Raw genomic sequence first — 15,449 nt, 5'->3', positions numbered from 1 at the left:
GATGAGCGGGCGAGGACGGGCCGTGGCGGCGGTGCTGCTGGCGGCGACGGTGACGTTGGGCGTGGTCGGCGCGCCGGGCGCGGTGGCGGCGCCGGGGCCGGGCACCGGGCAGCAGGCCAGGGCCTGGCTGCCGCAGCCCACCGGGCCGTACCCGGTCGGCACGACGTCCCTGCAGCTCACGGACGACCGCCGGGACGATCCCTGGAAGCCCGGGCAGCACCGCAAGCTGATGATCAGCCTCTGGTACCCGACCCCCCGGGCCGCCACCGGCGACGACCGCGCGCCGTACATGGTCCCCGCCGCCGCCGAGCACTTCGGCAGCGCCGGGAGCGTCGGCCAGAGCGACTACCGGTTCGAGCCCGGCCGCACCGACTGGGCGGGAATCCGCACCCACGCCCGCGCCGACGCGCCCGCCCTCCCCGGTGGCAAGCGGCCCGTCGTGCTGTACTCGGCGGGCTTCGGCGACCCGCGCACCTGGGGCACCGGCCTGGTGGAGGACCTCGCCTCGCGCGGCTACGTCGTCGTCACCGTCGACCACACCTACGAGGCCTCCGAGGTCGCCTTCCCCGACGGGGACCTCGCCACCTCCGTCTTCCCCGCGCTGCTGGCCCAGCCCGGCCTCGACATGAGCGCCCTCCTGCGCAGGATGCTGCAGAGCCGGGTCGACGACACCCGCTTCGTCCTGGACCGGCTCGCCGGGCTGCGCCACGACGAGCGGCTGCCGGCCGGCCTCGCCGCCTCCCTCGACCTCGACCGGATCGGCATGGTCGGCCACTCCGGCGGCGGCTCCGCGGCCCTCCAGACCATGCACGACGATCCGCGCCTCAAGGCCGGTGTCAACCTCGACGGCCAGCTGCACTTCTCCAACCCGGACGGCTCCGGGGTCCAGCTGCCCCTGCCCACCGCCGCCGAGGACGGCCTCACCCGGCCCTTCCTGCTCATGGGCACCCAGGACCCCGAATCCGGCAGCTACCACCGGCAGCCCGGCTGGGACGCCCTGTGGCGGCACAGCACCGGCTGGCACGCCGACGTGACCCTCACCGGCTCCCGCCACGGCTCCTACACCGACGCGCAGTCCCTGCTGCCCCAGCTCGCCCGCCAGGGCGCGATCAGCGGGACGGACCTGACCGGCGCCGTCGGCGACGTTCCCCCGGACCGCGCGGTGCTGGCCACCCGCTCGTACGTCGCGTCGTTCTTCGACCGCTGGCTGCGCGGCCACGACGACCACCTCCTGGACGGCCCGTCGCCGCGCTTCCCCGAGATGGTCTACGAGCGGTAGCGGCCGCCCCGGGTGCCGGGGGCGGGCCGGTCAGAGCACCTCCCGGAGGGCCGCCGCGAAGGCGGCGGCGTCCGGGAAGCCGATCGCCGGCTGCTCGCGGAGGGCCTGGTCGACCACCTCGGCGAGGCGGCGCGGGAGGTGCGGCGCCACCTCCCGCAGCGGGGTGGCCGGGGTCTGCAGGACGACCTGCCACGGGTCGGTGCCGGGCGGGAAGGGGCGGGGGTAGCGGCCGGTCAGCATCTTGTAGAGGCAGGCGGCCAGTCCCCAGACGTCGACCTCCGGGGTGGCGTAGCGGAAGTTGACGATCTGTTGGCGGGGCATGCAGGAGGGCTTGCCGGCCGTGGTACCGGTGCGGGTCAGGCCGCTGAGGCCCGCCTGGTCGAAGGCCTTGGCCAGGCCGAAGTCCGCCACCTTCGCCACCGGTCGGCCGTCCGGCCCGTGGTCGAGCAGCAGGTTGCCCGGGCTGAGGTCGCGGTGGACCACGCCGGCCGCGTGGGCGTGGGCCAGTCCCGACAGCGCCTGGAGGGCGAGCGGTACGGCCTCGTCCGCCGGCAGTCGCCCGCCGCGTCGGCCCAGCAGGTCCTCGACGCTGCCGCCGCGGCAGTACTCGAGGGTGAAGAAGAAGGTGCCGCCGGCGAACCCGACCTCGTGCAGGGTGACGATGTTCGGGTGGTGCAGGGTGCGGGTGACGGCGACCTCGCGCAGGAACAGGGCCCGCGCCCGGGTGCCGGCCGCCACCTTGGGCAGCATCAGTTTCAGTGCCACCTCCCGGCCGGTCCCCCGGTGGCGGGCCAGGTGGACGGTGCCCATCCCGCCCCGGCCGAGCTGGGCCGACAGTTCGTAGTCGGCGAGCGAGGCGACGGCCCCGCCGCCCTGGCGGGCCAGCGCGAGCAGTTGCCGCAGCACCATGCCGGGTTCGGCGCGGCAGGTCGCGCAGACGTAGCTGCCGTCCCGGCCGTCGGTCTCGTCCGCCGTGTCCCGGCCGCAGGCCGCGCAGCGGGCCGGTCGCAGGCGCAGGGTGGGGGCGGACCGGCCGACCCGGAAGACGGTGTCGCCGATCCGGATCTCGTCGCCGTCGGCCAGGTCGTGCTCGGGGAGGTCGAGTTCCGCGCCCTCCTCCGGGCTCTGGTTCCGGGCGCGCTGACCGATCTTCCTCCCGTTGACGTACGTCCCGTTGAGGCTGCCGAAGTCGCGGATCCGGATGTCGGGCGGGTTGATGTCGAGCAGGCAGTGGTGCCGGGAGACGGTGCGGTGGCGCTCGTCGTCCGGCAGCCGCGGCATGCACTCGGCGGCCCGGCCGAGCAGGCAGGTGGTGCGCTCGGTGAAGACGTGCTCGTCGCCGGTCCCGGGGCCGCCCACCTGGTGCAGGACGACCGTGGCCTCGCTCATGCGGGCCGCCCCGGGCCCTGCTCCGCCATCCGCGTCAGATGCCGCTGCGCCTTCGCCGATCCCCGTCGGGCGGCCTGCCGGTACCACTCGGCGGCCCGCTCGGGCGAGCCGGCCTCCAGCAGTTCGCCGAGGTTGAGCATGCCCATCGGCTCGCCCGCCTCCGCCGAGCGACGGAACCACTCCTGCGCCTCGGCCACCCGGTCGCTGTAGCGCAGGACGGTGCCCAGGTTGTTCATCGCCTGCGGGTGCCCCTCGTCGGCGGCCCGCCGGTACCAGAGCTCGGCCTCGGGCTCGCGTCCGGCCCCCTGCACCAGGTACGCCAGCGAGTACATCGCCTCCGCGTTCTTCTTGTCGGCGGCGGCCCGCAGCCACCGCTCGGCCTCGGCGGTGCGGCCCGCCTCGGACAGCAGCACGCCCAGGATGTACGCGGCCTGGTCCTCGCCCTGGTCCGCCGCTCCGCGGAACCACCGCTCGGCGTCGGCCAGGCGGTTCTCGTCGACGGCGCGGAAGCCGGCGCCGACCATGGCGGGAGCGCAGTCGAGTTCGGCGGCGCGCTGCTGCCAGGACGCGGCCTCGGCGGCCCGGCCGGCCTTCCCCAGCACCACGGACAGGTTGTGCATGGCCAGCGGTTCGCCGAGCTCGGCGGCGCGGCGGAACTGCTGTTCGGCCTCGGCGTCACGGCCCTCGTCGAGCAGCCGGGCCCCCAGACGGATCAGGGCCTCGGCATCGCCGGACCGCGCCTGCCGCTCCTGCCGGGCGACCCGGCTGTCCAGCCCCGGGTCGCCGCTCAGCTCCATGATCGCCCGGGTCAGCGGCGCCAGGTCGCTCCCGGCCTTCCCGGACGCCTTCGCAGACGCCTTCTCGGACGCCTTCTTGTTGCGCTTACGGCCGAACCACACGACGGCCTCCCCTCTCTCCTCGACGCTCCCGTCATGATTGCCGACGGACCGCCAGCTCCCAGTCCAGGCACCAGAGTTGAACGGAACCGTCACCGCGGACGCACACCGCCGAGCCGCCGTCCGGGCCCGGTTCGACCCCGGAGAAGCCGGCCGGACGGCCGGCCAGCACCCGCAGGCAGCGGCCGGTGCCGAGCTCCCAGACCCGCAGCGCGCCGTCGTCCTCGCCGAGCGACAGCACGAACCGCCCGTCCGGGCTCAGCCGGAGCGCCCCGGTGCCGCCCGGCTGGTCGTCGAGGACCCGCAGACAGGCCCCGGTGCGCAGGTCCCAGACCCGGATCGCGCGGTCCTGGCCGCAGCCGGAGAGCAGCACTCCGCGGTCGGCGTCGACCAGCAGCTCGGTCACGGTGGCGGTGTGGCCGTGGAACTCCCGCAGGCGGCGGCCGGTGGGGACGTCCCAGAGCCCGATGGAGTGCTTCGGGCCCGCGGTGACGGCGGTGCGCCCGTGGGGGGAGAGCCAGAGCGCGGGCCCCCAGAGGTCGGGCCCCCGGCCGTGGTCGCCCTCCAGGGTCCGGCGGCAGGCGCCGGTGGCCGTCTCGAACAGCCGGATCCCGTCGTCGGCGCCACGGGCCAGGACGAACCGCCCGTCCGCGGTGAACCAGGCCGTCCCCGCGCCCAGGGCGAGCCGGGCCGAGCTGAGCCGGGCACCGGTCGCCGCGGACCAGGAGCCCAGGGTCCCGTCGCCGCCCGCGAACAGCACCGTCCGACCGTCACCGGTGAAGCGGAGCCTGCCGTGCACCCGCGACAGGCCCTCGATCAGCGGCCCGCGCTCACCGGTCTCCGCACCGAGCAGCTGGATGCCCCCGGACACCCGGACGGCCACCGTCCGGCCGTCCGGCGCCAGGGCCGGCGCGCCCCAGGCGCCGTCGTACAGCACCCGGGCGGGCCAGGCCGCCCGCAGTCCGGTGCGGGTCACCCGCCGGTCGCGGGCCAGCTCCTGCCAGGCGGTCAGCACCCGGGGATCGCGCTCGTGGCCGGGCAGGGCCCGGGCGCGGATGAGCAGGTCGAGGGCGGCGGCGCAGCGGCCGGCCGCGTGCTCCCGCCCGGCCCGCTCGACCAGCGCGGCCAGCCGGCTGCTCAGGTCGTCCAGTTCGGCGTGCCGACGGGGGCGGCTGAGCCGGGCCGCGGCCGGGTGGGGCTCGGGCAGCGGCCAGCGTCGGGCGGTGCCGTCCCGCCCGGCGGAGAGCAGGTGCCTGCCGTCGGCCAGGAACACCACGGCGTCGACGTGGCCCCGGTGCCCGCGGAAGGTGCGCAGGCAGCGGCCGGTGTCCGGTTCCCAGAGGCGGACCGCGCCGTCCAGGCCCCCGCCAGCCAGCAGCCGCCCGTCGGGGCTCAGGGCGAGGCGGTGCCCGGCGCCGTGGCCGGCGGCGATCTCCGCGTCGAGGCCCGGGCCGTGCACCCGGAGCCGGTCGCCGACGGCGGCGGCCACGGTGCGGCCGTCCCGGCTGAGGCAGCACGGTTCGTGCGCGTAGCGGCGTTCCAGCAGCGGGGTCTGTTCACCGGCGCCAGCTGGATCGCGCACCGCGACCACTCCCTCGGGACCGTCGAAGACCAGCAGCCGGCCGTCCGCGGTCGCCTCGACGGTGCCGCCCGAGAAGCCGTCCAGGATGAAGCGGGCCCGGCCGGTCGTCAGCTCCCAGCCCAGGACCGTGCCGTCGCTGGTGCCGCCGACCACCAGGCCCGCCCCGGCGAGCAGCCGCAGCGGGCGGACGGTGGTGCTGCCGGACCGGTAGTACGGGGTGAAGACCCGCAGGCAGCGGCCGTCGCCGAGGTCGAACAGCCGGACCAGGCCGTCGGAGCCGACGCCCACGGCCCGCCGTGCCTCGGCGTCGAGGTCCACCGTGTGCCGCAGCTCGTCCAGCTTCCGCAGGCACCGGCCGGTGGCCACCTCCCAGAGCTTGACGGCGCCGTCGCAGGCCGTGAGCGCCAGCCGGCCGTCGGGGGTGGGCCGGATCTCGATGTCGGGTGCCGCCCGCCGGGTCCGGCCACCGTCCCAGGGCGAATCCGTCCAGCGCTCGTACTCGTACCAGGGCACGGTCCAGGTGGTCGGCTCGGCGGCGGGGCCGGCGGCGCCGCGTTCGCGCTGCACCGCGTCGATCAGCGGCCCCAGCCGCGCGGCGCCGCCGTCCGCCCTGGCCGCGTCCAGGGCGGCGAGCAGGTCCTCGTCGGTGAGTCCGCCCTGCCGCCAGTCCATCAGACCGGAGTTGTAGGTCGCCTCCGGGTGGCGCGGGTCGGCGGCGAGGGCCGCGCCGAAGGCTGCTTCGGCCTCCGGCGCGCGGCCCAGGTCCAGCATCGAGACGGCCCGGTTGTTGAGCTCGTCGGCGCGCAGCTCGGCCTCGCGCGGCTCTCCGCGGTCGATCGCCCGCCCCGTCAACTGAAGGTGGATGTCGGCGAGTTCGTCGGCCACCTCGGCCATCGAGGCGGGCCGGTCGGCCGGGCGCTCGCGCAGGCAGCGGGCCAGCAGCTCGGCGACCGGCTCCGGCAGCGGCGGCGGGCCGTCCCCTTCCGGACGCCAGGTCGAGCCGGGCGTGAACCCGCGACCGCCACCCGACCGGTAGGAGGCCAGCGCCTCGCCGACCACCGGGCCCATCAGCCAGGTCACCTCGCCGGTGAACATCTCCACCACCGACACCGCGAAGCTGTAGAGGTCGGTGCGATGGTCCAGCGGTTCGCGCCTGGCCTGCTCCGGCGAGGCGTACGCCATGGTCATCCCGCCGCCGGACACCCGTTCACCGCCCGTGGCCCGCGCCTGGGCCAGCCCGAAGTCGGTGACCTTGGCGGTGCCGTCCAGGTCCAGCAGGACGTTGGCGGGCTTGACGTCCTGGTGCACCAGGCCGCGTTCGTGCGCGTGCCGCAGGCCCCAGGCGGTCTCCACCGCCAGGCGCAGGATGCGGGCCGTGGACTCGGCCGGGCCGCCCGCGTAGAGCCGCCGGTCGTCGATCCACTCCCGCAGGCTGCCGCCCGGCAGGTACTCGGCGAAGACCCGTGGCAGCCCGTCCAGGACACGGACGTAGTGGCAGCCGCAGACGTGCGGGTACAGACCGAGCGACACCCAGGTCTCGGCCTCGCGGACGAACCGCTCCTGCTGCTCCGGCGTGCCGAACAGCTCGGGGCGCGGGCACTTCACCGCCAGGTCGACGCCCCACTCCAGGTGCCGCACCCGGTAGACCACGCCCATGCCGCCCTCGGTGTGCACCCGCAGCACCCGGTACTGGTCGGCGACCACCTCGCCGACCGTCCAGGGCGCCGGAACCCCGACGGCCGGTCCGGACACCTCAGGCGGCCCGGTACGGCGGCAGCGCGGCGAACGCCGGTGCCACCACGGCCGTCCGGCACACCGTCCGGGCCCAGGCCCGGGCCAGCGAGAGGGCGTGCCTCGGGAACATCGGGTCCCAGTCGGCGGCGTGGCTGCGCTCGTACGGCAGCTCCGGGTCGTACGGGTGGCCGCCGCTGTCCGTCCCCGCCGGGTCGAGCTTGAGGCGCACCATCGACTCGCGGACGCCGGTGACGCCCGACTCCTGGAACTGGCCGGTCAGCACGGCGGTGACGGTCGACCTGGCGAGCAGGAACGAGCCCCGGAACCGGAAGCCGGTGCGGGAGCCGGGCAGTCGTTCGGACACCAGGGTGTAGAGCGCCGGAACACCGCCCAGCGACACCGCCGCCGCCTCCAGCAGCGAGCCGCCGGCCGCGGCGTGGCCGCGCGCCAGGGTCACCCGCAGCGCCTCGATCCCGTCCAGCCAGACGGGGGCGGGCGGCAGCGCCTCGCGCACGCTCAGCACCACCACGTCGTTCCAGGTGTCCGGGACGAACCACCGGCCCTCGTCGAGCGGTTCGAGGCCGGCGGTGTCGAAGGCCAGCGGGAGCGGGAGCGGAGTTGATGGGGACACGATCGGAAGCTAACACGCGGCCCTGTCAACCGTCAGGCGTGCTCCGATTTCTGATACATCCTCAGATTCTCCCCGGTACGCGTTCGTGACAGTGGCCCGATCCGGCACCGGACCTGGGCGAACCGCCCGCGCGCGGCCCTCCACGACCTATGATGCGAGCGATCCGGTTCGACACGTGCTGTCGCGTTGTCACGCCGTCGGGTACGTCGTGAACAAGCCAGGTGGGGGACGATGGTGGACATGTGGGAGGTGCTGGAGCCGGCCGTCGCCCGGGTCTGGCCGAAGGTGCCCGACAGCCTGTCCGAGGCCGAGCGCGAGCGTCTGGAGGCGGAGGTCCTGGTGGCGCTGCGCGCCCTGGAGAGCGCGCGCGGCGGTGCGCCGTCAGCCGGGACCGAAGGGGCCGACGGGGCCGATCCCGTCGAGGAGGCCGCCCAGGCGGTGGCCGCCGCCTTCGAGGCCTACCCGCCGCTGGGCGACCTCCTCGTCGCCGCGTTCGACGCGCTCGTCGACGGCCAGGAGCGCTTCGGCCCGGACGCTCCCCCGCCCTCCTGGGGTGCGGCGCTGCGCTCGCTGCTCGTCCCCGTCCTCTACGCCACCGACCGCGCGCCGGCCGGCGGGAGCGGCACCAGCGCGGCCTACGGCGGCGACCGCGGCCAACTGTCGTACGGGGAAGCCCTGGTGAACGTCCCCGACGACCACCGCATCGGCGCCGTCGAGAAGCCCCGCTGGTGGCGGCTGCGGTTCCGCACCAACCCGGCCCGGGACACCCAGCTCGGCGACGTCAGCCCGCTCACCGCCGCCGGGTTCGCCGAGCGCGCCCATGGCCACCACCTCCCCGGGGGCGGCGAAACCCCCCGATCGGCACTGGTGTTCGTCCACGGATACAACGTCTCCTTCGCCGACGCCGCCGTCCGCGCCGCCCAGATCGCCTACGACCTGAACTTCACCGGCCTCCCCATGCTGTACAGCTGGCCGTCCAAGGCCTCCGTCACCGACTACGCGGCCGACGGCAACGCCGCCCGCCGGGCCGTCCCGTACTTCCAGGAGTTCCTGCGGCACGTGCTGACGGACACCGGCGTCGACGAACTGCACGTCGTCGCCCACAGCATGGGCAACCGGGTGGTCGTCGACGCGCTGGCCGACCTGGACACCACCGCGCTCCCCGAGGGCGCGGGCCGGCTCGGTCAGGTCGTCTTCACCGCGCCCGACGTCGACGCCGAGGTGTTCCGCCAGCTCGTGCCCCGGATCGTCAACCAGGCGCGCGGCTGCACCCTCTACGTCTCCGCCAACGACCGCGCGCTCGCCGCCTCCCGCCTCCTCGCCGAACACCCCCGGGCGGGCCAGGCCGGCCCGGGCGTGGTGGTCGCGCCCGGCCTGGACACCGTCGACGTCTCCGAGCTCGACACCGGCCTGACGGGCCACTCCTACCCGGGCGACCACCGCTCCGTCCTCTCCGACCTGTACGGGCTGCTGCGCCACGGCCACCGGCCGTCCCAGCGCTACGGACTGGCCCGGGTCCCGCACCCGGACGGCGCGTACTGGGCCTTCCAGCCGTAACGATCCTCGCAGCACGACCTCCCCCTCTCCGACGAGCGAGCACACAGGGCATGGCGACGACGAACCCCGAACCGCGAACGACCCACTTCCTGGACAGCTACCCCTTCCGGTGGACCGACCCCGGTGCCGTCGAACTCCGCGACCTGCTCGCCTCCGTCCACTTCCGGGTCAACCCGGTGCTGGAGCTCGCCCAGCAGGCGGGCATCGCCCCGGCCGAGGTCAACTGGGACCAGCCGATGTCCCTGGTCTGGTTCGACCTCATCACCGTCGCCCGGAAACAGGAGAAGCTCCGCCCGCTGCTCGACCGGATCGCCGCGGGCCCCGACCAGGCGCTCGCCGCCCGCGTCCGCGAACTGCTCGCCGCCCGGCCCGTGCTCCCCGCCCCCGAACCGGAGCTCCCGTCGGGCACCTGGGCCGCCTTCCGGGACCCCGACGAACAGGAACGCCAGATCTTCCGCGCCTCCGGGTTCCAGGACGTCGCGTTCCTGCGCCGCGGCGCCGAACTCGCCACCGCCGTCTGCCGCCTGCTGGTCACCCACCCCGACGGCCAGGCCTGCTACGGCACCGCCTTCCGGATCGGGCCCGACCTCCTGCTGACCAACCACCACGTCCTGTACTCCGACGACCGGCCCGCCGAGGCGGTCGAGGCCTGGTTCGGCTACGAGCAGGACCTCGACGGGCGGGAGCTCAGGTACCGCACCGTCCGCTGCGACCCCGCCACCGCCGTCGGCCGGCCCGAGGGCGACTGGGCCGTGATCCGCACCGCCGATCCCCTGCCCGAGGACGCCCTGGTGGTGCCGATCCCCGACCGGGCCACCGTCGCCGAGGGCGACCGGGTCTGCATCATCCAGCACCCGCACGGCCTGGTGAAGAAGCTCGCCGCCCGGCACAACGTCGTCCGGCACGTGGACGAGCAGGTCGTGCAGTACTGGACGGACACCGAGTACGGCTCCTCCGGCGCACCCGTCTTCGACGAGCGCTGGCGGCTGGTCGCCCTGCACCGGGGCCACGTCCGCATCGGGCAGCGGCTCAGCGCCTCGGAGTTCCGCAACGAGGGCCTCCGGATCGAGCGGGTGGCCGAGGGCCTGGCCGCCGCCGGGGTGAGGTGAGCCGGTGGCACTGCTGGACCTGCGCGCGTTCCCGAACGAGGACCCCAGAGCCGGGGAACTGCTCAGGGCCCTCATGTACACGTACGGCCTCCCGCAGCCGGCCCGGCAGGTCGTCGCCCGCGCCGGCATCGCCGAGGCCGAGATCGCCTGGCAGGGGGCGATGCTCGACGTCTGGCCGGACATCGTCGAGAAGGCCGCGGCGACCGGACGGCTGCGCAGGCTCGTCGAGGTCGTCGCCGAGGACCCGAACTCCCGGGCCGCCTCACCGGTGTTCGCGTACCTGCTCGCCGAGCAGCGCACCTCGCGACCCGCCGAACAGACCACCGACCCGTTCGGCCACGGGCTGATCAACGACCGGCAGCGCGCCTTCTTCGACCGGACGTCCCTCCGCTCCCGGCTGCGGGAGATGGTCCTCGACCGCGGGCACCGCGTGCTCACCGTCGAAGGCGGTCCGCGGACCGGCCGGACCTTCACCTGGTTCCTCATCCACCACGTGCTCGCGAGCCAGGGGATCCACCCCTGCCGGATCCGGATGAGCGAGTACACCGAGCCGGTCCGGGTGGCCGAACTCACCGGATTCCTCAACGACGAGTTCCGGGAGTGGAGCGTGCAGATCGACCACCACTCCTCCGAGGACCAGCAGGCGGACCGGCTGGTCAGCCAGCTCAGGGGCCGGATGCGCGAGGAGCGGCGGTCCGTCCCTGCGCAGCCCCGGCACTGGCTCGTCTTCGACGACTCGGAGTCCGTCCGCTTCACCGAACCCGCCCTGCGCGCGGTCGTCCGGCTGGTGCAGGCGGTGGTCGAGGAGGAGATGGCGGACCGGCTGCGGATCGTGCTGCTCGCCTACGACGGCTGGCTGCCGCCGGACGTCGAGGGGTACACCGCCCGGGAACAGCTGGGCCCGATCGGCATCGAGGACCTCCACGACTTCTTCCGGACGGTCGCGGCGGAAGCTGGCCGCCCGATCGACGCCGACACCGCCCGCGGCCTCGCCGCCAAGGTGCTGAGCGAGACCGGCCACGACGGCTGCCTCCCCGACGGCCCGCTCCCCCTGACCACCGCGATCCAGCACACGGCCGCCGGCCTCGGCCGAAGCCTCTACCAGGGATGTTGACGACGGTGACCGAGACCCTCGCCCCGATGCCCGACGCCGTCTACCGTGAACGGACCGTCCTGCTGGGCGCGTTCACCGCCGAGAGCCTGGCGGCCACCACCCCGGGCGCGGACGCGGCCGAACCCGGCGCGCTCCTGCGGGACTTCCTCACCCAGGACTGCGAACGGGCCACCACCCGGGACGGCCGCCGCTGGCGGCTCACCCCCGAGGTCCGCACCCACACCATCGAGACCCTGGGCCGTCCGGAACGCCTGCTGGCCACCCTCACCGCCGCCCCGCGTACGGAGGGCGACGCCGCACGCGACTGGGCCGAACGGTTCCTCGCCGCGCGGAACCCGCCGCTGGAGGCACAGGACTTCGACGAGCTGTACGCGGCCCTCACCGTGGTCGGCTGGTTCCGCGACGCCCCCCGCGCCCGGGCCGCCCTCGCCGACCACGGACTCGACCTGCCGTCCGCCGACGAGGTGCAGCACCACCTCAAGCGGGCCCGGCTGCTCCAACCGCTCCAGGCCCTCGCCGACGAGAGCTTCACCGGACGGGAGGACGAACTCGGCACGCTGACCGACTACGTCGACGCCAGGAACGGCTACTCCCCCTGGCTCCTGGTGCACGGGCCGGGCGGCGTCGGCAAGTCCACGCTGCTGTCGCGCTTCCTCCTGGACCGCGCCGGAGCCGACCCGGCCGCCCACGTCTACCTGACCTTCGAGCGACCCGAGCTGGCCCCGGAACGCCCGCTCACCGTCCTGGTCGAGGCCGTCCGCCAGGTCGCCCTGCTGGCACCGGCCATGCGCGAGCCGGCCGACGCCCTGGAGCACTCCCTCCGCCGCACCATCGCCGCCGACCTCCGGTCGGAGCGGGACCGCAGCTCCTCCTCCGGGCGCCGGACCTCACGCCGCCACGACACCGACGTACTGCTCCACCGGGTCGGCACCTTCCTGGCGGCCTTCGGGACCGACCACGGCGGCCGGGCGCCGCTGCTCGTCCTCGACACCTTCGAGCGGGTGCAGCGGCGCGGCCAGTACGCCCAGCGCCGCCTGCTGCACGCCCTGGACGACCTGCGGTGGAGCTGCCCGAACCTGCGCGTCATCGCCGCCGGCCGCGCGCCCGTCGACGACCCCCGCTTCCGCTCCCTCCCGCTGGAAGGCTTCGACCCGCCGACGGCCCGCCGCTACCTGCGCCGCCAGGTCGCCGAACTCGCCGGGCGCACCGACGAGGAACTCGACCTCGTCACCGACACCGTCGGCCGGAGCCCGCTCAACCTCAAGCTGGCCGCCGCCCTGCTCCGCCGCGAGGCCGACGCCCTGCGGGACCCGGCGCTGCACGACCAGCTCCGGCGGAAGCTGGAGGCCGAGACCGTCCAGGGCGTGCTGTACCGGCGCATCCTCGACCACCTGGAGGACCCGGACCTGCGCCGCATCGCCAGTCCCGGCCTGATCGTCCGGAAGGTCACGCCGGAGGTCATCCGCCACGTCCTGGCCGAACCGTGCGGGCTCGGCGCCGTGGACGAGGATCGCGCGTGGGGCCTGTTCCACCGCTTCCGGGACGAGGTCTCCCTCGTCGAGGAGGTGCCGGGGCAGGACGCGGTCCTCCACCGGGCCGACGTGCGCGCCGTCATGCTGCCACTGCTCCGCCGCGACCACGCCGAGGTCGTGGAGCTGATCCACTGGCGGGCGGCCGCCCACTACGAGGACGTCGGCGACCGGGTCGAGGAGCTGTACCACCGGCTCGCCCTCGGCGAACCGACCGCGACCCTGGACGCCCGGTGGGAGGAGGAGGCGGGCCGGCTGCTGGAGCCGGCCAACGACGAGCTGCCGCCCTGTTCGCAGGTCTACCTCGCCGAGCGGATGGGGAACATCGCCCCCGCGGAACTCCGGGCGCAGGCCGACGACCTGACCTGGCTCCGGCAGGCGGTGCGGGCCGGAGACCAGCTCCTCGTGGACGACCGCCCGGAGGAGGTGTTGGCACTCCTCCGGGAACGACCTCACATCCGGGCCTCCGGCTTGCGCATCAGGGCCCTTGCCATCCTGCACCGCTGGGACGAGGTGGACGCCTTGTCAGACGACATCCTCGCCGCCGACCCCACTCCGGTCACCGCAGCAGCGGTACTCACGCTGCGTGCCCACAGTGCCATGAGTCGTGGTGACTTCAGCTCGGCCCACGATCTACTCAACCAGGCCCTGCGGGCGGCAGACGTCATTCAGAACACAATGATCACTCTCGGGATCATTGTGACCCACCTGCGTCTGCACAGGGATGGCGGTTCCCTCGACTCACTCGACGCCCGGCAGCTGCGCGTCCGCGCACTCGCGCTCGTCGACGACCTGAACCTGCACGACGTCGCTCAGGATCCTGAACTCATCCGGCTCATTGCCGCCGAAATCGGTGACGAAGCGCCCGAGTTGATCGCCCTCACTGCCCGGCAGTCCGGCGTCGGCCTATCCGACGGCGGCGACGCCGCCCTGCTCGAATCCCTCACCCCGGAGGAGCTGCGGGACTTCACCCGGGCCACCGGCGTCAACGTCTCAATCCCCACGGACGACGCCGACACCGAACCCTCGGGCCCCGCACTCACCAGCGTGGACTTCGGCGATGCCATCAACACCTACCTCGGCGCAGGAGGCAAGCACGCCGAGGCCCTGAACAACGCCGTGGTGGAGAACCTCCGGCACGAGGTGGACTTCGCCTCGCCCTCCGCCCCCGCCCGCGACACCACCCACGACGCCGTCGTCCTCCTCCCCGGCCACATGGGCAGTTCGCTCCTCGACACCGAAACCAGCCGGCACGTCTGGGGCGACCTCAGACCCACCACCCTCCTCCGGCTGAGCCTCACCGACGACTCCTCGCTGCGCGTCACCCCCGACGAGCGGGCGGGCCGGACCGGCCGCCTACGCCCCGACGGCCTGCTGCGCGCCCCGGCCTGGCTCTCGGCGCTCGGCGGCCTGGAGACCTACCAGCCCCTGCTGGACGCCCTGCACGCCACCGTCCTCCACGAGGACGCCGTCCTGCCGTTCCCCTACGACTGGCGGCTCTCCGCCGAGGTGAACGCCCGTCTGCTGGCCGAGGCCGCCCACCGCCACCTGGCGGCCTGGCGCGCGAGCCCGCACCGCCGTCGGGCGGGGGTGCCCGACGAGGAGCCCCGGCTGGTCTTCGTCGCCCACTCCACCGGCGGACTCGTGGCCCGGGCGGCGCTGGCGGCCGATTCCCGGCTGGCGGCGCTCACCCGCGACCTGGTCACCATCGCCACGCCCTTCCACGGCACCCCCGCGGTCGCCGAGATGCTGGGCGGCCGCCGCCGGTTCCTCCCGCGCCCGCTGTCCGGGCTGGCCGCCACCCTGCCGGGGGTGTACGACCTGCTGCCGACCTTCCGCTGCGTCGAGACCGACGACGCGCTGCGCCGGCTGGACCTCGACGACGTCCGCCGCCTCGGCGGCGATCCGGAGCTCGCCGCCGCCGCCATGGCGGCGCGGGCGGCGGAGTCCCGAGCGGCCTTCCTCCCCCGCACCCGCGCCGTGGTCGGCATCGGCCAACCGACCGTGCAGGGCCTGCGGTTGGCCGGGGACGGCCTCGAACCGGTGCTGACGGCACCGCGCGCCCACGACGACGGCCGCCCGTACCGGAGCGAGTCCGGTGAGGCCGTCCGCTGGGACCGCGGCGGGGACGGCCTCGTCCCGCGCGACGCCGCCGCGCCCTCCGCCTCGAACGCCGTGCTGTTCGTGTCCGGCCGGCACGGCACCCTCTGCTCCGATCCGCACGTCCTGGAACTCGTCCGGTCCGTGCTCACCGACCGGCGGCCGGCCGCCGTGCGGCCCCGCCCGGTCAGCCACGCCCTCCAGCGCCCGGGCCTCGGCCTGTCCCTCCCCGAGACGACCGTCCCGGGCCAGCCCTGGCCGCTCATGGTGCACGGCGCTTCACCCGACGACGCCGTCTGCCGCATCACCGACGAGGCCACCGGGGCGACCGTCGCCACGCCCCGGCTGCTCCTCAGCGACGCGACCCTGGTCGCCGCCGTCACCCTCCCCCGCCCGGGCCTCTACCGGGTCACCGTCACCTCCGGCCCCGACCGCGTCAGCGACCTCCTCCTCACCACCGGCCCCGACTGACCCCACCGGCGGACGGGCGGCCGGAGCCCGCAGCTCCAGCCGCCCGCTCCGCCGCTCC

General features: G+C 75.0%; 9 protein-coding genes. 5 read left to right on the top strand and 4 right to left on the bottom strand.

What is annotated here, in order from left to right:
* Position 1 precedes the first annotated feature (1 nt).
* Complete coding sequence (locus tag ACFCY1_RS00915) at positions 2–1,279, top strand: alpha/beta hydrolase family protein (RefSeq protein WP_375873041.1); 1,278 nt, start codon at positions 2–4, stop codon at positions 1,277–1,279.
* A gap of 30 nt (positions 1,280–1,309) precedes the next feature.
* On the opposite strand, the gene ACFCY1_RS00910 is transcribed toward ACFCY1_RS00915, so the two are convergent.
* Genes ACFCY1_RS00910 through ACFCY1_RS00895 form a run of 4 tightly spaced genes read right to left on the bottom strand, consistent with a single transcriptional unit; the run spans position 1,310 to position 7,511 of the window.
* Positions 1,310–2,668 carry a protein kinase gene (locus tag ACFCY1_RS00910; protein ID WP_375873040.1) on the bottom strand — a complete coding sequence of 453 codons (1,359 nt, stop codon included), beginning with the start codon at positions 2,666–2,668 and terminating at the stop codon, positions 1,310–1,312.
* Positions 2,665–3,567, bottom strand: a complete 903-nt coding sequence (locus ACFCY1_RS00905) for a tetratricopeptide repeat protein (RefSeq protein WP_375873039.1) — start codon at positions 3,565–3,567, stop codon at positions 2,665–2,667. Before ACFCY1_RS00905 ends, ACFCY1_RS00910 begins: the two co-directional genes overlap by 4 nt.
* 31 nt (positions 3,568–3,598) lie before the next feature.
* The gene (locus ACFCY1_RS00900; RefSeq protein WP_375873038.1) at positions 3,599–6,898 is read right to left on the bottom strand and encodes a serine/threonine-protein kinase; all 3,300 of its coding nucleotides are present in this window, start codon (positions 6,896–6,898) and stop codon (positions 3,599–3,601) included.
* 1 nt (position 6,899) lies between these two features.
* A complete protein-coding gene (locus tag ACFCY1_RS00895) occupies positions 6,900–7,511 on the bottom strand; it encodes a hypothetical protein (protein WP_375873037.1) in 612 nt (203 codons plus the stop codon).
* Positions 7,512–7,742: 231 nt separating this feature from the next.
* On the opposite strand from ACFCY1_RS00895, the gene ACFCY1_RS00890 reads away from it, so the two are divergent.
* The 4 genes from ACFCY1_RS00890 to ACFCY1_RS00875 are packed head-to-tail and all read left to right on the top strand — an operon-like array spanning position 7,743 to position 15,391.
* Positions 7,743–9,068, top strand: a complete 1,326-nt coding sequence (locus tag ACFCY1_RS00890) for an alpha/beta hydrolase (RefSeq protein WP_375873036.1) — start codon at positions 7,743–7,745, stop codon at positions 9,066–9,068.
* 50 nt (positions 9,069–9,118) lie between these two features.
* Positions 9,119–10,177: a trypsin-like peptidase domain-containing protein gene (locus tag ACFCY1_RS00885; protein WP_375873035.1), complete on the top strand. Its 1,059-nt coding sequence runs from the start codon at positions 9,119–9,121 to the stop codon at positions 10,175–10,177.
* Positions 10,178–10,181: 4 nt separating this feature from the next.
* Entirely contained in the window at positions 10,182–11,291 is a 1,110-nt protein-coding gene (locus tag ACFCY1_RS00880; protein WP_375873034.1) for an effector-associated domain EAD1-containing protein, read from the top strand.
* Between the two features lie 5 nt (positions 11,292–11,296).
* A complete protein-coding gene (locus ACFCY1_RS00875) occupies positions 11,297–15,391 on the top strand; it encodes an AAA family ATPase (RefSeq protein WP_375873033.1) in 4,095 nt (1,364 codons plus the stop codon).
* Positions 15,392–15,449: the final 58 nt, after the last annotated feature.

Source organism: Kitasatospora sp. NPDC056273 (assembly GCF_042268845.1).
GTDB lineage: Bacteria > Actinomycetota > Actinomycetes > Streptomycetales > Streptomycetaceae > Kitasatospora.
The sequence above is the reverse complement of the archived record's forward strand: the minus strand, read 5'-3'. Positions and strand labels throughout refer to the sequence as shown.

Coding starts and splice junctions, on each gene's coding strand:
- ACFCY1_RS00885 (WP_375873035.1), top strand. CDS start 9,119: ATGGCGACGACGAACCCCGAACCGCGAACGACCCACTTCCTGGACAGC.
- ACFCY1_RS00890 (WP_375873036.1), top strand. CDS start 7,743: ATGGTGGACATGTGGGAGGTGCTGGAGCCGGCCGTCGCCCGGGTCTGG.
- ACFCY1_RS00915 (WP_375873041.1), top strand. CDS start 2: ATGAGCGGGCGAGGACGGGCCGTGGCGGCGGTGCTGCTGGCGGCGACG.
- ACFCY1_RS00910 (WP_375873040.1), bottom strand. CDS start 2,668: ATGAGCGAGGCCACGGTCGTCCTGCACCAGGTGGGCGGCCCCGGGACC.